Raw genomic sequence first — 17,670 nt, forward strand, 5'->3', positions numbered from 1 at the left:
GAGGTCCATCCCCGCAACGGGATTGACATCTTCGACCGTTGACACGGGAGCAACCGTTTGCAACATTAGGGCACCACCGAGAGCGAAGGAGCCCCAGTGCCGGTCACGATTCGCGACGTCGCCCGAGCCAGCGGGGTGCACGTCTCCACCGTGTCGCGGGCCTTCTCCGCACCACACCTGGTCAATCCGGAGACCCGCACGCATGTGCTCGGCGTCGCCGAGGAGCTGGGTTACCGTCCGAACCGGGCGGCACGGGCGCTGATCACGGGCCGGACGCACAATATCGGCCTGATCGTGGCCGACATCGCCAACCCGTTCTTCCCGCCGCTGATCAAGGCGGCGGAGAGCCACGCCCGCAGCCGCGACTACCACGTCTTCGTCGCCGACACCAGCGAGGACGCGGGCGTCGAGGAGGAGCTGGTGCTGGCGCTGGCCAAGCAGGTCGACGGCATCGTGCTGTGCAGCCCGCGCATGAGCAACACCCAGATCGAGCAACTGTCTCGCGAGGTCCCGCTGGTCGTGGTCAACCGCCCGGTGCCGGGCCTGCCCGCTGTGGTGATGGATCTCGGCCAGGGCGCCCGACTGGCCGTGGAACACCTGGTGGCCCTGGGCCACCGGCACATCTCGCTGCTAGGCGGCCCGCGCGGCTCGTGGACCAACCGCGAGATCCGCCGCGCGGCGACCCTGGCCGCGCGCACGGCGGGTGCCGAGTTGACCGTGTTGGGGCCCAACCCGCCTACGGAGGAGGGCGGTGCGGCTCAGGCCGACGCCGTTCTGCGGGTGGGGGCCACGGCGGTGCTCGCCTACAACGATCTCATGGCGGTGGGCCTCATCGACGCCCTCGACCACAACGGGGTGAAGGTGCCCGATCAGATCAGTGTCGTCGGCATAGACGACACCGCGCTGAGCCGACGCATCCGCCCCATGCTGACGACGGTGGCCACCCCCACGGGGGCCGCCGGACGGGCGGCCGTCGACATGCTGCTCCAGCATGGCGACGACCGCCGCACCACCGCACTGGTAACGCTGCAGACCGAATTGGTCATCCGCGATTCGTCAGGCCCGGGCCCGCATCGCACTGCGGGCCCGGGTCGGCGGCAGGGGCCGCCACCTGACGGTGTCGCCCTGACAAGCAGGGAGTGATAGCTAATGCACCCAGCGACACCCGCGCCGGCCGGTACGCCGGCGCAGCACCACGGTAGCCTGCCCACGGCCGGCTGGAATCGCCGCCACCTGCTGCGCACGCTCGCCGGCGCGGCTCTGGCCGTTCCGGCGGCAGGGCTGCTGGCCGCTTGTGGCGACGACGAGCCCGCCACGGACCCGAACGCCAAGGTCAACATCTCGTTCTTCTGGTGGGGTGGCGAGGCTCGGGCCAAGCTCACCGAGGAAGCGCTCAAGCTCTACACCTCCAAGCACTCCAACGTCACCATCACGCCGACCTGGCAGGCCTTCACCGGCTACTACGACAAGCTGGCCACGATCGCCGCGGGCGGCAACGCCCCCGACATCTTCCAGCTCGACGACAACGGCCTGGCCGAGTACGCGGGCCGTAACGTCACCCTGGACCTGTCGAAGTACACCGGCAACGGCAAGATCGACGTGTCCAAGCACCCGGAGAGCCTGACCAAGTACGGCCAGCTCGCGGGCAAGCAGGTCGCCATCGCCACCGGCGAGAACACCCCGGCGATCGTCTACGACAAGACCACCCTGGCCGCGCTGGGCGTGGACGCGCCGCAGATCGGCTGGACCTACGACCAGATCATCACCTGGGCGGCGGGCGTCAGCGCCAAGAAGCCCGGCTACTACGGGATGATGGACCCCAGCGCCGACTACAAGGCGCTGTGGCTGTGGCTGCGGGCGCAGGGCAAGGAGTTCTACGACGGCCCGAAGCTCGCCTTCACCGAGGCCGACCTGACCTCCTGGTTCAAGCTGTGGGTCGACGCCCGTGCCAAGGGCGCCACCCCGCCGGCCGACCTCGTGCACGAGGCCGTCGACGGCAGCGTGACCAAGCAGCTCGTGGTCACCGGCAAGGCGGCGGTGTCGTTCATGTGGTCCAACCAGCTCTCCGAGATGCAGAAGGCCACCAAGAGCGACCTGGGCATGACGGCGTACCCCGGTGACCCGAAGGGGCAGTGGGCGCGCGCGTCGACCTACTGGGCGGGCTCGCGCACGACCAAGTCGCCCGAGGTGGTCGCCGACATCATCAACTTCCTGGTCAACGACGTCGAGGCGGGCAAGATCCTCGGCGTGGACCGCGGCCTGCCCAACAACCTGGACGTGCGCAAGGCCGTCTCCGACGGGCTGACCGACCAGAAGATGAAGGACACGGTCGCGTTCGAGAACGAGATCGCGCCCAAGTTCGGCCCGGCCCCCGCGCCGCCGCCGAAGGGCCACAGCGGTCTGCGCAACACGCTGCGCGACATCGCCGAGACGGTGACGTACGGCAAGCAGGCCCCCGAGGCCGCCGCCAAGCAGTTCTTCACCGAGGCTGCCGCCAAGCTGGCCTGAGCCGCCCCCTGATCGGCCACGACCCCTCCCTACGGGGCCGTGGCCGATCAGGGGAGTCCGCTGTCCCATGTTCCTAGGAAGGAGAGGCGACGTGGTTCTCGCCACGGCGACGCGGCCCGAGGCCGCTTCGACCCCGCCCGCGCCGCCCCGCCGGCGATCGCGCGGCAATCCGGGCCGGCGCCAGGAAGGCCTGGCCGGGTACGTGTTCCTGTCCCCGTGGCTGATCGGCCTGATGGTCATCACCGCGTTCCCGGTGCTGTTCTCGCTCTACTTGAGCTTCACCAACTACGACATCCTGTCCAGCTGGGACATGCTGGAATGGGTCGGCACCGCCAACTACGAGAAGATCTTCACCACTGACCCGATCTTCTGGAAGTCGGTGCGGGTCACCCTCACCTACGCCCTGATCGCGATCCCGCTCAAGCTCTCCGCCTCGCTGGGCGTGGCGCTGCTGCTCAACCGGGAGCGGCGCGGCATCGGCCTGTTCCGCAGCGCGTTCTACCTGCCGTCGCTGCTGGGCGGCTCGGTCGCGCTGGCACTGGTGTGGGTCGCCATCTTCAACGGCGACGGCTCGTTCAACAGCTTCCTGTCGCTGTTCGGTATCCAGGGCGAGCCGTGGATCAACGACCCCGACTGGGCGCTGGGCACCCTGATGGTGCTGTCGGTGTGGCAGTTCGGCGGCCCGATGGTCATCTTCCTGGCCGGGCTCAAGCAGGTGCCGGTCGAGCTGTACGAGGCCGCCTCCGTCGACGGCGCCAGCCGCGTCCGCCAGTTCTTCCACGTCACGCTGCCGATGCTGTCGCCGGTGATCTTCTTCAACCTGGTGCTGGAGACGATCCACGGCTTCCAGGGCTTCACCTCGGCGTTCGTCATCAGCAACGGCACCGGCGGACCCGTCTACTCCACCAAGATCTACACCTTGATGATCTACGACAAGGGCTTCACCGACTTCCAGATGGGCTACGCCTCCGCGCTGGCCTGGATCTTCCTGGTCGCGATCGGCCTGATCACCGTGGTCTTCTTCAGCACCGGCCGGTTCTGGGTGCACTACTCCGACGGAGGCGAATCATGACCCGCCTGCGCAGCCTGTCCCGGGTGGCGATGCTGCTGCTCGTGCTGGCCGTGGTGCTGTACCCGCTGATCTGGGTGCTCGGCTCGGCACTGAAGTCGCCCACCGAGATCACCAGCAACCAGTCGATCTGGCCGGAGGAGGTGACCTGGGGCAACTTCACCGTCGGCTGGGGTTACATCCCCGGCGTCAGCTTCGGCCGGTTCTTCTGGAACAGCTTCCTCATCGCCGGGGCGTCGGTGCTGGCCAACTGCGTGTCGTGCCTGCTCACCGCGTACGCGTTCGCGCGGCTGAAGTTCTTCGGCCGGCGCGTCTGGTTCGGCCTGATGATCGTGACCCTGCTGCTGCCGGGACACGTCCTGATCATCCCGCAGTACGTCATGTTCCACGAGTTCGGCTGGGTCGACACCCCGCTGCCGTTGATCGTGCCCAAGCTGCTGGCCACCGAGGCGTTCTTCGTGTTCCTCATGGTGCAGTTCATGCGGGGCATCCCGCGGGAACTCGACGACGCGGCGAAGATCGACGGCAGTGGCCCGTACCGCATCTTCTGGCACGTCATCGCGCCGCTGGCCCGACCGGCCCTGATCACCACGGCGATCTTCTCGTTCATCTGGACCTGGAACGACTTCTTCGCCCAGCTGGTCTACCTGCCCAGCGTGCCCAGCTACACCGTGCCCGTCGCGCTGCGGCTGTTCGTCGACTCCAGCGGCCAGACCTCGCTCGGGCCGATGCTGGCCATGTCGGTGCTGTCACTCCTGCCGGTGTTCCTGTTCTTCCTGGCCTTCCAGCGGTTCCTGGTCCAGGGCATCAGCACCAGCGGACTCAAGGGCTGACATGAACACCACCTCCGGCACCGACTGGCGCGACACCCTGCGTGACGCCGCCGACCTGGCCCTGGCCGGGATCGTCGTCACCGTCGCGGCGCTGCCCGTGCTCACCGCCGGGGCCGCGCTGGCCACCGGTGCCGAGGCCGTACACCTGCGTTTCGCCGAGGGCCGCTGGCCGGCCCTCGGCGACCTGGTGCGGATCTTCGGCCGCCGCCTGCTGCCCGGCGCCGCCGCGGTGCTCGCGGTCCTGACCGCCGCGTCGCTGCTGGCGCTCAACGTGTGGTGGCTGCGGTCGGGCGCCGTGCCCGGCGGTGGGCCGCTGCTGGTCGCGACCTATGCCGTCGGGGTCGCGCTGACCGGCGCGGTCGCCCTCACCGTCCCCCTGCTCGGCCGGGGGTACGGCTACCGCCGGGCCCTGCGCACCGCGTTCACCCGGCCGCCCCTGATCGCCGCCGCGGGCGCGATAGTCCTGCTCGCGGCGCTGCTCGGCACTCTGCTGCCGGTCACCGCCCCGCTGCTGGTCGGCTACGTCCTGCTCGCGCTGTACGCCCTCGCCGCCCGCGACCGCCCGCTCCGCACCGTGTGACCGCGCGTAGGACGTTGCTTCGGCACCGCTTCTCGCCCGGTAAGTGACCGCTGGCAGAGATCTTGCGCCTCTCGCCCTCGACATGATCGCCGCTGGCCGGTCGAAACCTCAGCGATCTCTGACGGCGCCCGGAAACTGACCGACAACCGTGATCTTCGAGCCCTCGCCCCACGTTGATCGCTGTGAGCGGTCAGAACAGCGGGGTTTGGGCGAGGTTCTGACCGCTCACAGCGATCAACCCCGGCCGCCCCGATCTCGCCGACGACCGGCGCCGTCGGACGGCCGTGACCGCCCCGGTCGGGCTGCCGTCTGCGCGGGCGGCGTCGGCGCTCGATCGGCGTGACTGCCTGGCCGGTATCGTCACCGACATGACTGTGCGCGTGCTCGGTGTCGATGCGTGCAAGGCAGGTTGGGTGGGGATCCTGCTGCACGGTGAGCAGGTTTCGGCATGCTTCGGCGTGACCATCGCCGAGCTGGTGGCCGTGGCGGAGGCGGCCGGTCCGGTCGCGGTGGTCGGTATCGACATTCCCGTCGGTCTACCGGACCGCGGCCGACGGGCCGCCGATGTGCTGGCCCGCACCCAGGCCGGGCCGCGCTGGGCGTCGATCTTCATGACGCCGGTCCGCACCGCGCTGGAGGCCGAGGGGCATGCCGAGGCGATCCGGCGCAACCGCGAGGTCGCGGCGGAGGGCGTCTCCGCCCAGGCATACGGCCTGCGTTCGAAGATCCTCGACGTGGACAGCTGGGTACGCGGCCAGGGCCGCCGTGTCGTCGAGGTCCACCCCGAGCTGTCTTTCGCGGCCATGGCCGGCGGTCCGCTCGCCTCGGGTAAGACCACGTGGGCGGGTTCGGAGCAGCGTCGTGCGCTGCTTGCCGGAGCCGGGCTCAATCTCGTCGGTGAGCTGGGACCGGCCGGTCAACTGGCCCGGGTGGACGATGTGCTCGACGCCGCCGCCGCTGCCTGGTCTGCCCGGCGGGTGGCGGACGGCGTGGCCGTCTGCGTGCCCGCCGAGCCGGAGTTCTTCAGCGACGGCCTGCCCGCCGCGATCTGGACCTGAGTCAGAGCTCGGGCAGCCGCTCGCCCGGCCGGGGCGGCCGCCGGTTGTCCAGCCAGAACGCGTACCCGCGCAGTAGGCGCCGAGCCCGTCGGCGAGGTACGCGGCGTAGTCGTCGAGGCCCCGCGCCACCTGCTGACCCGGCCGGGGACGTTGTGCCAGTCGCGTTCGGGCCATCGACCGAGAAGATATTCGTCCAGCTCGGGCCAGAAGATCTGAGTGCCGTTGCGGCCGTGTCCGAAGAGTCGCCCGACTGATCCGGTCACCGCCGTCATCGGATCCCAGTACATCGGGCCTCCCGGCGTCGGAGTGGTGGATCCGGGCCGAGACCTGGCAGTGGACGGCGTCCGGTGCGGTCCGGCGGTGGTCGGGAGCGCACGCTGGAAGAAGACAGGGCCGCCATCAGCCCAAACAATCCATTCATGGCCTTGACTGAAGAAAGATCATTGATCGCTCCGCCCGCGTCCGCGCGCCCGGCCCGGCGCGGTGGGCTCATCGTCGGCAGCGTGGTGGCCGGGCTGGCGCTGGCGGTGCTGTGGTCGTTCGAGTTCGTCGACCACGTCATCGGCGACAATGTCGCCAACACGTTGCTCGGCCACGACGCCAAGGCGACCGCGATCGGCGGCACCGTCGCCGGTCTGGTCTTCGCGTTCGTGTCCGGGCTGGCGGGCACGTTCACCGCGTGCAACATCGCGATGGCCGCCTCGATCGGCCCGATGAGCCAGGCTGGTGGCGCGAGCGCGACCCGGACCGGCCTGCGCGGGCTGCTGCGGCCGATCGGCTGGCTCGCGCTGGGCATGGTGGCGGTCTCCGCCGTGTACGGCTTCGTCGGCGTGCTCCTCGGCGACCGTCTCCCACAGCTGTCCACCGAGGTCGTCGGCGGTCTGCCGGTACGTCTCATCCAGTCGATGGTCGCGTTCGGCGTGATCGGCCTGGCCTTCGTCTACCTCGGTCTGGCCGCGATCGGGGTGCTGCCGGACCCGTTCGCGAACCATCCGGTCGGCCGGGTGGTGACGCTCGGGGCGCTGGTCGGCGGGTTCCTGATCGGACGGCCGTATCCGCTGTTCAACAAGCTGTTCCACTGGGCCGTCGACACCGGCAACCCGCTCTACGGCGCGGGTGCGTTCGTGCTGCAGTCGCTGGGCAACATCCTGCTCGTGTCGGTGCTGTTCGCGCTGGTGGTGCTGGTGACCCGAGGCGGGTTCGTGCGCTGGATCACGGCCAGGCCCGCCCGTACGGCTGCGGTCACCGGGGCGCTGCTGATCGCGCTGGGCGTGTTCACCTTCGTCTACTGGGACGTACGCCTGCCCGCGATGTTCGGCTACGGCTGGTTCCCCAAGATGCCCTACCGCTGACGTGGCTCGCCCCTGAACCGCGGTTTCGGGGAAGCCGCACGAACCCTGCACAGGTTTGGCGCACTTTCCCCGAAACCGCGGTCGGATCCGGGGCACGCGCCGGATCGCGGCGCGTGGGGCGGTCAGCGCGGGGTGCGGGGCCCGGATCTGCGATCATCGTCGGGTGGAGCGACACGAGGTCGAGCTGTTGTCGCGGGACGGCAACTGCGCGGTGACACACCTGCCGGGCCGGAACTTTCCCGGGCTGTATGTGCAGGGCGACACCTTCGCCGAGCTGCGAGGGCTGTTCCTGCGGGCCGCGCGTACGCTGCGCGAGCGGCCCGGCGATCCGGACGCGCTCGACGACCTGGACCACGGCATCCGGGACATGACCGAGATGCTGGAGTTCTACGAGCGGGTGCTGGCCGAGCGCGGGATCAGCCGACCGTACTTCCCATCGGTGGGGGAGGCGGCGTGAGCCTGCTGAGCGAGCTGGTCCTGATCGCCGCGACGGTCGCGATGGGGATCATGGCGGGGGTCTTCGGGCTGTACGCGCACACGATCATGCCCGGCCTGCGGCGCACCGACGACCGCACCTTCGTGGGCGCGTTCCAGGCGATCGACCGCGCGATCATCAACGGCTGGTTCCTGGGCGGCGGTTTCCTCGGTGCCCTGGTGCTCACCGGTGCGGCCGCGCTGCTGTACCTGGGCGCCCCGGACCGGACCGCACTGTGGTGGATCCTCGCCGCGTTCGTGCTGTACCTGGTCACGTTCTTCATCACCACCGCGGTCCACCTGCCGCTCAACAACGCGCTCAAGGCGGCGGGCGATCCCGACGCGATCACCGACCTCGCCGCCGTGCGGACCCGGTTCGCCGAGGCACGGTGGGCGCGTTGGAACACGATCCGGGCGGTGGCCACCACAGCCGCCGCGCTCTGCCTGGCCGTGGCCCTCATCGTCTCACCCTGACCTGCCACGACCCGAGCGTCGCCCGGTGGGACGGCTGCGGTTTTGGGAAACTGCGGCAAGCACGACCGGAACGTGTGGACTTTCCCCGGACCTGCGCGCCGCCATCGCGTCTGGTACAAGGGGGATCGTGGAGTTGATGACAGTGGAGCGCGAGGTCGCCGAGCTGGACGCCGTCTACCGTCCGGTGGCGACGATGCCGGTTGACCTGGACAGGCTTCAGGAACTGGGCGCGCAGACGGCGGCGGCGCTCGCGGCGCTCGGGGTGGACGGTCGGGCCGAGGCGGTCCTGCGTGCCGTCATCGAGCTGTACGGCACCGGTGACGACAGCGTCCGAGCCGCGATCCGGCGCATGTTCGACCGGTACACCTCATTCCGGTGGGCCGCTCAGCTGCCGCGCGAGGAGGAGGGCACCGGCGCCGGGTTCCGGGCCGCGCTGATCCACTTTTCCGCCCGCGACCAGGGCAGCGACACCCGGGACGAGGTGCTCGGCCTGCGGGACCTGTGCGCTCGCGCGCGTCAGGCCGGTGTCGACGTCGATCCGGTGCTGGCAGAGGTGGCCGAGCTGTCCAGCGACGTCGACCGGTACGGCATGGGTTCCACGCGTGCGATCCTGCTTGGACACCTCGGCGGGTGAGCGCCGAACCGGTTGCCGCGGCGTAGACTTCCCGGCACGTCGAGGCGGTTGGGCGAGGGGCGGTGCGAGACGGTGGTGCTGCCGGTCTGGCTACTCGACATCGATGGCGTGATCAACGCGGTCACCGATGATCCGGACACCCGGGTGTGGCCGCGCGACCAATGGGTGCGCACCTCGGCCGTCAGCGCCCACGGGCTCGAGTGGCCGCTGCTGGCCGCGCGGCCGGTGCTGGAGTTCCTGCGCCGGGTGCACGACGAAGGCCGGGCCGAGATCCGCTGGCACAGCACCTGGCAGTCGCACGCGGTGAACGTCGGCACGGCGCTGGGCCTGCCGAGCTGGCCGGTGGCCGAGTGCCCGGAGTTCGCCGAGAGCGACGCCGAGATCGCGTCCCCGCTGGTCGTGGTGCGGCATCGCTGGTGGAAGCTGCCCACCGCCCAGCGGGTCATCGACGACGGTCGCCCGCTGGTGTGGACCGACGACGACGCCCGGCACCAACTGCGCCGCCGGGACCGGGCAGGTTGGGACGCCTGGGCCCTGGTCGTGGCGCCGCCGGTCGAGTCCGGCCTCACCTCGCGCCAGCTGCGCCGCATCGACACCTGGCTCGCCCAGCGGGAGTCCTGGTAGTCCTCGCCGTAGCCGGTCAGGCCACCGAGCCGAGGTTCGCGCCCTGGGTCAGCCACGGAAAACGCGCCTGACCTCGCAGCGGGGTCAGGCGCGTCCGGCCGGTCAGGCCAGCTCGGTGTGCTTGTCGAAGCCGATATACAGCCGCGCCTCGGCGTTGCCGCCCAGCGCGGTCAGGGTCTCCAGCTCGCGCAGCCGCAGCAGCGCCGGGTGCTGCGCGTACGCGGTGGCCGCCGCGGCCAGCGCCTGCAGCGACTCCACCTCGGCCTCGGTGCGGATACGCTGCGCCTGCGCGTCGGCCTGCGCGGCCAGCCGCACCGCCTCGTGCCGCGCGGCGGCGGTGACCTGGTCGGCCTCGGCGCGGGCGCGGGCCTCCAGCACGTCCTTCTCCGCCTTGGTGCGCGCCTCCACCAGCTGCGCCTCGGCCAGCCGCTGTGCGGTCAGCACCCGGTTCATGACCTCCTGCAGGTTGCCCGGGAAGACGATGTCCTTGACGTCGGCGCGCAGGATCTCCACGCCGTAGCCGCGGGCCGCGCCCTGTACGTCGCGCAGGATGTCCTCGGACAGCTGGTTGCGGTTGGTGAGGATGGCCTCCAGCGTCATCGACGCCAGCGACCGGCGCGCGGCCAGTTGCACGTCGCTGTAGAGGCGGTCGGTGTAGTCCTCGACCTGCTCGGTCGCGGCGACCGGGTCGACCACCTTGAAGTGGGTGAGGATGCTGACCCGCAGCGCCACCTTGTCGCCGGTCAGGATCTCCTGGCCCTTGAGCGTGAGCTCGCGCTCGCGCATGTCGACGAGGTTGACCTCGACGATCTCGGGGTGGCGCCGGGTGGGCGACGGCAGCTCGTGGCGGCCCGCCTCGAGCACGTCGGTGAGGCGGCCGTCGACATAGCGCAGGCCGCGGTGGGTGTTCTTGATGATGATCTCGCGCGTACGCACGATGGGCTCCCCGTACACAAAGGATGGACGCCCCGGAGCGGATCCGATACCCAGATTGGCAGTCTGTGCAACAGAGTGCTGTGAGCACACGATGACGGATCGTTGTGAACGTTGTCTGGCTGACACCGTCTGGGAATCCGCCGGGGCTGATCCATGGTCGCGGCACGGATCGCCGCGCCGCAACGCAATTAGGTAGCGGCCTAAGTAGGTAGCGGCCTATGTGTCGGCGAACTCGGCGGTGAACCGGCCGCGCCACGGCACACCCGGCTCGATGACCTGGACCTTGTCGTACGCCCAGGCGGCGCAGACGCCCGGGTAGATGCCGGTGCGCACGAACCAGCGCGACGCCCCGGTCAGGGTGGCCCGCCAACCGGGCACCGCCCACTCCACCCGCTCCCGCGTACACCCGTTGACCTGCTTCTCGCCGCGCAGCTCACCCGCGCTGACCTTCGGGTCGGGCACTGGCGCGAAGCGCAGGAAGCATCCGCCGTAGCCGGCGCCGTCCGGGCGCCCGTTGGTGGCCGGACTGCCCAGCGTCACCCGCTCGGCCGCGGTCAGCTCCCAGCTCAGGCTCAGCCGCCACGCCTCGCTGTGCACCAGGGTCGCGGTGATCTCGCGGCGCTCCTGCAGCAGCACCTCGCCCTTGCGGTCGCGCCAGGCCAGCCGCTGCACCAGCCGGTCGTCGGCGGCCTCGTCGAACCCCTCGTGGGTGATGGTGCCGTGGTCGTCCAGCCAGGTGTAGCCCTGGTCGCGCACGTACGTTCGGCCGCCCCACAGGTTGGTGCCGTTGACGTCCTGGACCGCCAATGACAGGCCCAGATGCCAACGGTGGTCCTCGGGCAGCGCGTCGGTCACCACGGCCCCGGCCAGGGTGCGGACCGGATGCAGGTACGGCCGCGGCGACAGCGTGGGGTCGAGGTCGGGCGCGACGACGTACTCGGCGACGGTCACGCCGCCGACCTTCAGCCTCATGACGTCCCTTCACCGGCGCACCTGGACCTGCCGCTGCACACCACGGCAAACGTTTGCCGCAACGCTAATCCGCTCCCGATCACCCGTCAACGCCCACCCGGGGTAAGGAAGGGCACCTTCTTATCGCTTTTCGAGGTAGAAGGGCCCCCTGTCAACGCGGGCCCACATAGGCTGGCAGTGGGTCTGAGCGGGGGTGACGCCGTGGACAGGTACGACAGCGCGACGACCGGGCTGATCATCAGCGATCCGTACAACGACTTCATCAGCGCGGGCGGCAAGCTCTGGCCGCAGGTGAAGGAGGTCGCCGAGGCGGTCGGGGCGGTCGAGCACATGCGGCAGGTCGCCGCGGCGGCCCGCGCCGCGGGCATCCGGGTCTTCTACTCCCGGCACCGGCGCTGGCAGCCCGGCGACTACGACACCTGGGCCCACCCGACGCAGACCCAGCTGCGTACCGCGGCCAACCAGCTGTTCGCCGTGGGCACCTGGGGCGGGCAGTGGCATCCCGACTTCGAGCCGCAGCCCGGTGACGTGCTGATCAGCGAACACTGGGCGCAGAGCGGCTTCGCCAACACCGACCTGGATCAGCAGCTCAAACAGCACGCGATTCAAAAGATCATCATCGTGGGTATGGTCGCCAACACGTGCGTCGAGTCGACCGGCCGGTACGGCATGGAGCTCGGCTACCACGTCACCCTCGTCCGCGACGCGACCGCGGCGTTCCGGATGGACGCGATGCGCGCCGCCCACGAGATCAACGGCCCCGCCTTCGCCCACCACATCACCACCACCGAACCCCTGGTGGCAGCCCTCGGCTAGGGCAGGGCCGCCGCGCCGCCGGTCGCCCGGTCTGCCGATGATCGCTGCTGGGCCGAGGTCTTCCTGTCGGCTCGTCGGCCCGCCGGCGTGCGGCCTGCCCAGCGCGGCTCGCGCTCGCGCAGCACTGTCTAAGCTGGACGGCGTGAACATCCGGCAGCGCAAGAAGCTCACCAGGCGGCTGATGGAGGCGGTGTTCCGGGAGGACACCGCGGCCGTGCGCGCGCTGCTTCGCGCCGGTGCCGATCCGAACGCGCCCGACCGCGAGCGCACCACCCCGCTGTACCAGGCCTGCGTCCACGGCTCGACCGAGGTCGTGCGGGTGCTGCTGGCGGCCGGCTCGTCCCCCGACGCCGAAAGCGGGCGCGGCCAGGAGGGCACACCTCTGTGCGCCGCCTCGGTATGGGGACACGACGACGTCATACGCCTGCTGCTCGCCAACGGGGCCGACCCGAACCTGCGTGAGGATCACGGCACCGGCTGGGCCCCACTGGACTGGGCCCTGCAGTACGACCGACCGCAGTCGGCCGACCTGCTCCTCGCGGCCGGGGCGAAGCCCGCCAGGCCGCCCGTGCCCAGACCGCCCACAGCGGACCCGGTCTAGCGCCCGGGACGCGTCCAGAAGTCGTACGAGTGCCTGCCCGGCCGGAACCCGTACGCCTCGACCATCGCCACCGCCTCGGCGAACCCGTGCGCCAGCACCGCGGGCACGTGCGCGTCGCTGCCGAAGGTGACCGCCCGCCCGCCCTCGTCGCGCCACCAGCCGACGATCTCCGGGTGCAGCGGCACCTTGGTGTTGACCTCCAGCGCCCGCCCGCTGTCGGCCAGCAACCGCAGCACGTGCCGAAACTCCTCCTCGAACGAGTACGGATCGAACGGAGCGGACCCGGAGCCCATCGAGTACGCGTAGGGATCGGACGGACCCGACCGCATGGGCCAGGAGCGCACCGGGTAGTCGATGTGGGCCAGCACCGAGAACAGGTCGCTGCCGCGCACGAGCCTGGCCACCTCGTCCAGGTAGCGCCGGACGACGTCGGCGGCCGGGTGCCGCCGGTAGAGGGCGAACGGCTCGGTGAACCCCGACCCGTCCGCCACGCAGTGCACCGAGCCGAGCACCCGGTCGAAGCGCCCCGTGGACAGCAGCGCGGCCGCGGCGGTGGCGTGCAGGTGCGGCTCGCCCAGCTCCATGCCGCTGAGGATGCGCAGGTCCGGGAAGCGTTCGCGGCACCGCTCGATCGAGGCCAGGTATCCGGCCGCGTCGAACACCGGTGGGGTCAGGCTCCCGTCGGGCGCCGCGAGGACGGCGATGCGGTCGTCCGGGTTCACGATGTCGAGGGGCACCTGCCAGACAGTGTGGTCGACGTGCTCGGTGAAGGCGATCGCGGGAAGGCCGAGCTCCACCGCCCGCGCGCAGGTGCGTTCCATCGAACCCACCAGCGCCGAGTCCCAGGACCACTCGCTGTGCACGTGGCTGTCGGCGGGCAGCACCGTCAGCTCGCCGCGCTCTGGGACATCACGCCGCAAAGTCTCCCCCGGCCGGTCCCGCCCCGCAACCCCGGCGGTGCGCCTGCCGGTGCTGCCGCGCATCCCGATCGCGCGTCGCTGCCGGTGGCCGACCCCTCGTGCTGATAGACCTGCACATGTCCACTGACCTGCGGATTCAGGGGAATTCGAGAGGTCTATGCATTCATTTCCCGGGGGAACCACGTGCGAACACATTGCATCAGTAGACGAAGGGCAGGGGCGATCGCGCTCGGGGCGCTGCTCGCGCTGCCGGTCGTCGCGAACGCGGGTGTAGGTCCAGCCGCCGCGAACGACATACGGCCGGCGGTGGCCTTCGGCGACAACGCCCACGGACAGCTCGGCGACGGCACGATCCTGCCGCGCCGAGTCCCGGTCGGGGTGAACAACCTGGTCGAGACGAAGCAGGTCTCCGCCGGGGACTTCTTCAGCCTGGCGCTGCTGACCAACGGCACCGTCCGGGCATGGGGTGCGAACGAGTCCGGCCAGCTCGGCGACGGCACGACGACCGAGAGGACCGTTCCGGGCACCGTGGTCGGGCTGTCCGGGGTGCGTGCGGTCTCCGCCGGTAGCGACTTCTCCCTGGCGCTGCTGGACAACGGGAAGGTCATGGCCTGGGGGAAGAACGACGTCGGCCAGCTCGGTACCGGCACGTCCAGCATCAACCCGGTCCCGCTTCCCGTCGTGGTCAAGGGGATCAGCAATGCCCGCGCCATCTCGGCGGGGGGCTTCCACGGCCTGGCGCTGCTGGACAACGGGAAGGTCATGGCCTGGGGGAAGAACGTCGCACCCCAGGCCACGCCCACCCCGTTCCAGGTGGCGAACCTGGACCACGTCAGCGCCGTGGCCGCCGGCTCGTTCCACAGCCTGGCCCTGCTCGAAGACGACACGGTGAAGGCGTGGGGCTCGAACAACCTGGGTCAGCTCGGCAACGGCACCAACTCCGCGCCCATCTTCACCCCGGCCAGGGTCGCCAACCTCGACGACGTCGAGGCCGTCGCCGCCGGGGGGTTCCACAGCCTGGCGTTGCTGGACAACGGCACGGGCAGGGCATGGGGCGACAACTCGGCCGGCCAGCTGGGCATCGGCCTGCCCGGCGGCTTCCGGAACACACCGGCCACGATCGCCGGGCTTTCCGGCGCGCGTGCCGTCGCCGCCGGTCTGGATCACAGCCTGGCGCTGTCCGAGGACGACGACGGCATCATCTTGGGCTGGGGACGCAACAGCTCGGGTCAGCTCGGCGACGGCACGTTGATCAAGCGCGACGCCCTCGTCACGGTGCAGTCCAGCCTGACCCGCGTACGGTCGATCGACGGCGGCATCGAGCACAGTCTGGCCGGCGGCTGACCGGCCGCGCCACAGGAGTTCTCGGCTAGACCTACACATATCTACTCACCTGCGGATTCAGCGGAATCCGAGGGTCTACATGTTCAATTCTCGGGGGGAACCACGTGCGAACACATCGCATCAGTAGACGAAGGGCCGGGGCGATCGCGCTAGGGACGCTGCTCGCGCTGCCGGTCGTCGCGAACGCGGGCGCCGATCCTGCCGCCGCGAACGACATACGGCCGGCGGTGGCCTTCGGTTTCAACAACCACGGACAGCTGGGTGACGGCACGTCCATCCACCGGTTCGTTCCTGTGGGGGTGAACAACCTGGTCGAGACGAAGCAGGTCTCCGCCGGGGGCTTCCACAGCCTGGCGCTGCTGACCAACGGCACCGTCCGGTCGTGGGGCTGGAACGAGTCCGGCCAGCTCGGCGACGGCACGACGACCGAGAGGACCGTTCCGGGCACCGTGGTCGGGCTGTCCGGGGTGCGTGCCGTCGCCGCCGGTTTCGCCTTCTCGCTGGCGCTGCTGGACAACGGCAAGATCATGGCCTGGGGTGCGAACGACTCCGGGCAGCTGGGCATCGGCACGTCCAGCAACGACCCGGTGCGGCTGCCGGTCGAGGTCAAGGGGATCAGCAACGCTCGCGCCATCTCGGCGGGGGGAGCCCACGGCTTGGCGCTGCTGGACGACGGCAAGGTCATGGTCTGGGGGATCGGCGTCGCACCCCAGGTCACGGCGACACCGTTCCAGGTGGCGAACCTGGACCACGTCCGGGCCGTCGCCGCCGGTGATGCCCACAGCCTGGCCCTGCTCGAGGACGGCACGGTCAAGGCGTGGGGCGCCAATGACCGGGGTCAGCTCGGCACCGGCGCCATCTCCGGGCCCACCTTCACTCCGGCCAGGGTCGTGAACCTCGACGACGTCGAGGCCGTCGCCGCGGGCGGAGCGCACAGCCTGGCGCTGCTGGACAACGGCACGGGCCGGGCCTGGGGTGACAACCTGTTCGGTCAGCTGGGCATCGGCTCCTTCGGTGGCCAGCGCAGTACGCCGACCAGGATCGTCGGGCTCTCCCACGCGCGGGCCATCGCCGCCGGCGACGAACACAGCCTGGCGCTGTCCGCCGACGATGACGACGTCATCCTCAGCTGGGGCAGCGACAGCTTCGGCGGGCTCGGCGGCGGGACGTTGAGCCAGCAGGACAGACCCGTCACGGTGCAGTCCAGCCTGACCCGCGTACGGTCGATCGACGGCGGTAACGATTACAGCCTGGCCGCGGGCTGAACCGCCCCATCGGCGGGGTCCTCGGCCGGCGGATGGTGCATGGCCGGGGACCCCGGTCCGTCAGCGGACCGGTCAGGGCTGCTGGGCCGGGCCGGTGGACTCGCGGACGACCAGGCGGCAGGGCTGGCGGATGACGCCGGAGGAGGCGGTGCCGTCCAGGGCCGCGAACAGGTGCATCACCGCGGTCGCGCCCAGCTGCTCCAGGTTCAGGTCCACCGTGGTCAGCGGCGGGCGGCAGTCGGCGGCCATCTCCTCCCAGTTGTCGTAGCCGACGACGGCCACGTCGTCCGGGATGCGGCAGCCGTGGTCGAGCAGCGCCTGGGCCACCCCGGCCGCGATCTGGTCGTTGCCGCAGAAGATCGCGTCGACCTCGGGATGGGCGTTGATGAGGGTACGGGCCGCGTGCCGCCCCCACCGCTGCGACCACTCGCCGTACTGCGGCTCGCCGCCGACCAGCGACAGCCCCGACTCGGCCAGTACCGCCTTGAGTCCGGTGACCCGGTCGCGGGCGGCCCGGTAGCTCTGCGGGCCGGTGATGTGGGCGATGTTGCGCCGCCGCAGCGACACCAGGTGCTCCCCGGCCAGCCGTGCCCCGCCCTCGTCGTCGGCGAGCACCGACAGGTCGCCGGGGTCGGTGGACTGGCCGTACACGTACACGACGGGCACCGGGATGTCGCGGCTGAGCGAGGGGCGCAGGTCGTTGCTGTCGCCGAGGATGATGAACCCGTCGACCTGCCGGGCGAGCAGGGTGCGGATGTAGTGCTGGCGCCGGATCGCGTCGCCGCGGGCGTCGCACAGCAGCACCGACATCTGCTCGTTGCCCAGTGCGTTCTCGGCGCCGAGCAGGATCGGGATGGAGAAGCGGCCGCCGAGTTCGTCGGTGAGCAGCCCGATGGTGCGGGTGCGTCCGGAGATGAGGCCGCGGGCGAGCACGTTGGGCTGGAACGACAGCTGGTTGGCGGCCTGCAGCACGCGCAGCCTGGTGTCGGCGGCGACCTCGGCGCGCGCGTTGAGCGCCTTGGAGGCCGTGGCCACCGACACACCGGCCAGTCTGGCCACGTCGGTGAGGGTGACCGACTGGGATCGCCGCCTGCCCAACTGAAAGCCTTTCGTTCGTTTTTCGACAGTGTGTCGAAGAGTAACGGCGCGCGCCAGCCTTGGCTAGCCTCGATTCACGTTATCGAGATGTAACGCAGTGGGCATCTTGCCG

19 protein-coding genes are annotated in these 17,670 nt (G+C 70.5%); 15 read left to right on the forward strand and 4 right to left on the reverse strand.

Annotated elements, in window-relative coordinates; genetic code table 11:
• Positions 1 to 96 precede the first annotated feature (96 nt).
• The 11 genes from KUA19_RS23825 to KUA19_RS23875 all read left to right on the forward strand — a co-directional run bounded on the left by KUA19_RS23825 (position 97) and on the right by KUA19_RS23875 (position 9,606).
• Positions 97 to 1,143 (forward strand): LacI family DNA-binding transcriptional regulator, encoded by a 1,047-nt coding sequence (locus KUA19_RS23825; protein ID WP_217399105.1) that lies wholly within the window; start codon positions 97 to 99, stop codon positions 1,141 to 1,143.
• Positions 1,144 to 1,149: 6 nt separating this feature from the next.
• Positions 1,150 to 2,508, forward strand: a complete 1,359-nt coding sequence (locus KUA19_RS23830; protein ID WP_217399107.1) for an ABC transporter substrate-binding protein — start codon at positions 1,150 to 1,152, stop codon at positions 2,506 to 2,508.
• 91 nt (positions 2,509 to 2,599) lie between these two features.
• Positions 2,600 to 3,580 (forward strand): carbohydrate ABC transporter permease, encoded by a 981-nt coding sequence (locus KUA19_RS23835; protein ID WP_372451834.1) that lies wholly within the window; start codon positions 2,600 to 2,602, stop codon positions 3,578 to 3,580.
• Positions 3,577 to 4,410, forward strand: a complete 834-nt coding sequence (locus KUA19_RS23840) for a carbohydrate ABC transporter permease (RefSeq protein WP_254549964.1) — start codon at positions 3,577 to 3,579, stop codon at positions 4,408 to 4,410. The genes KUA19_RS23835 and KUA19_RS23840 overlap by 4 nt, the downstream gene beginning before the upstream one ends.
• A gap of 1 nt (position 4,411) precedes the next feature.
• Positions 4,412 to 4,990, forward strand: coding sequence for a hypothetical protein (locus tag KUA19_RS23845; RefSeq protein ID WP_217399111.1), 579 nt, complete (start codon positions 4,412 to 4,414; stop codon positions 4,988 to 4,990).
• Between the two features lie 368 nt (positions 4,991 to 5,358).
• Complete coding sequence (locus tag KUA19_RS23850) at positions 5,359 to 6,048, forward strand: DUF429 domain-containing protein (protein WP_217399113.1); 690 nt, start codon at positions 5,359 to 5,361, stop codon at positions 6,046 to 6,048.
• Positions 6,049 to 6,491: 443 nt separating this feature from the next.
• Positions 6,492 to 7,400: a hypothetical protein gene (locus KUA19_RS23855; RefSeq protein ID WP_254549965.1), complete on the forward strand. Its 909-nt coding sequence runs from the start codon at positions 6,492 to 6,494 to the stop codon at positions 7,398 to 7,400.
• 163 nt (positions 7,401 to 7,563) lie between these two features.
• The gene (locus tag KUA19_RS23860) at positions 7,564 to 7,857 is read left to right on the forward strand and encodes a DUF6959 family protein (protein WP_217399117.1); all 294 of its coding nucleotides are present in this window, start codon (positions 7,564 to 7,566) and stop codon (positions 7,855 to 7,857) included.
• On the forward strand, positions 7,854 to 8,348 hold the full coding sequence (locus tag KUA19_RS23865) for an anthrone oxygenase family protein (RefSeq protein ID WP_308167607.1): 495 nt from the start codon (positions 7,854 to 7,856) through the stop codon (positions 8,346 to 8,348). Before KUA19_RS23860 ends, KUA19_RS23865 begins: the two co-directional genes overlap by 4 nt.
• Positions 8,349 to 8,475: 127 nt before the next feature.
• Complete coding sequence (locus tag KUA19_RS23870; protein WP_217399119.1) at positions 8,476 to 8,982, forward strand: hypothetical protein; 507 nt, start codon at positions 8,476 to 8,478, stop codon at positions 8,980 to 8,982.
• A 72-nt stretch (positions 8,983 to 9,054) separates the two neighbouring features.
• Positions 9,055 to 9,606, forward strand: a complete 552-nt coding sequence (locus KUA19_RS23875; protein ID WP_217399121.1) for a hypothetical protein — start codon at positions 9,055 to 9,057, stop codon at positions 9,604 to 9,606.
• 102 nt (positions 9,607 to 9,708) lie between these two features.
• Here KUA19_RS23875 and KUA19_RS23880 read toward each other — a convergent pair whose 3' ends face one another.
• On the reverse strand, positions 9,709 to 10,542 hold the full coding sequence (locus KUA19_RS23880) for a slipin family protein (protein ID WP_217399123.1): 834 nt from the start codon (positions 10,540 to 10,542) through the stop codon (positions 9,709 to 9,711).
• A 216-nt stretch (positions 10,543 to 10,758) separates the two neighbouring features.
• Positions 10,759 to 11,514: a DUF6807 family protein gene (locus KUA19_RS23885; protein ID WP_217399125.1), complete on the reverse strand. Its 756-nt coding sequence runs from the start codon at positions 11,512 to 11,514 to the stop codon at positions 10,759 to 10,761.
• Positions 11,515 to 11,715: 201 nt separating this feature from the next.
• Here KUA19_RS23885 and KUA19_RS43040 point away from each other — a divergent pair, with 201 nt between their 5' ends.
• Together KUA19_RS43040 and KUA19_RS23895 are read left to right on the forward strand one after the other, a co-directional pair.
• Positions 11,716 to 12,330 carry a cysteine hydrolase family protein gene (locus tag KUA19_RS43040; RefSeq protein ID WP_308167608.1) on the forward strand — a complete coding sequence of 205 codons (615 nt, stop codon included), beginning with the start codon at positions 11,716 to 11,718 and terminating at the stop codon, positions 12,328 to 12,330.
• Positions 12,331 to 12,472: 142 nt separating this feature from the next.
• Positions 12,473 to 12,931, forward strand: a complete 459-nt coding sequence (locus tag KUA19_RS23895; RefSeq protein ID WP_217399129.1) for an ankyrin repeat domain-containing protein — start codon at positions 12,473 to 12,475, stop codon at positions 12,929 to 12,931.
• Here the strand turns inward: KUA19_RS23895 and KUA19_RS23900 are convergent.
• Entirely contained in the window at positions 12,928 to 13,851 is a 924-nt protein-coding gene (locus KUA19_RS23900) for a PHP domain-containing protein (RefSeq protein ID WP_254549967.1), read from the reverse strand. The genes KUA19_RS23895 and KUA19_RS23900 overlap by 4 nt on opposite strands.
• Before the next feature lie 306 nt (positions 13,852 to 14,157).
• On the opposite strand from KUA19_RS23900, the gene KUA19_RS23905 reads away from it, so the two are divergent.
• Both KUA19_RS23905 and KUA19_RS23910 read left to right on the forward strand, forming a co-directional pair.
• Positions 14,158 to 15,195: an RCC1-like domain-containing protein gene (locus KUA19_RS23905; protein ID WP_217399133.1), complete on the forward strand. Its 1,038-nt coding sequence runs from the start codon at positions 14,158 to 14,160 to the stop codon at positions 15,193 to 15,195.
• 104 nt (positions 15,196 to 15,299) lie between these two features.
• Positions 15,300 to 16,460 (forward strand): RCC1 domain-containing protein, encoded by a 1,161-nt coding sequence (locus tag KUA19_RS23910; RefSeq protein ID WP_217399135.1) that lies wholly within the window; start codon positions 15,300 to 15,302, stop codon positions 16,458 to 16,460.
• Positions 16,461 to 16,532: 72 nt separating this feature from the next.
• Here KUA19_RS23910 and KUA19_RS23915 read toward each other — a convergent pair whose 3' ends face one another.
• The gene (locus KUA19_RS23915; RefSeq protein ID WP_217399137.1) at positions 16,533 to 17,558 is read right to left on the reverse strand and encodes a LacI family DNA-binding transcriptional regulator; all 1,026 of its coding nucleotides are present in this window, start codon (positions 17,556 to 17,558) and stop codon (positions 16,533 to 16,535) included.
• Positions 17,559 to 17,670 lie beyond the last annotated feature (112 nt).

Origin of the sequence: Catellatospora tritici, from assembly GCF_019083965.1 — a bacterium.
In the GTDB taxonomy this organism is placed as follows: domain Bacteria; phylum Actinomycetota; class Actinomycetes; order Mycobacteriales; family Micromonosporaceae; genus Catellatospora; species Catellatospora tritici.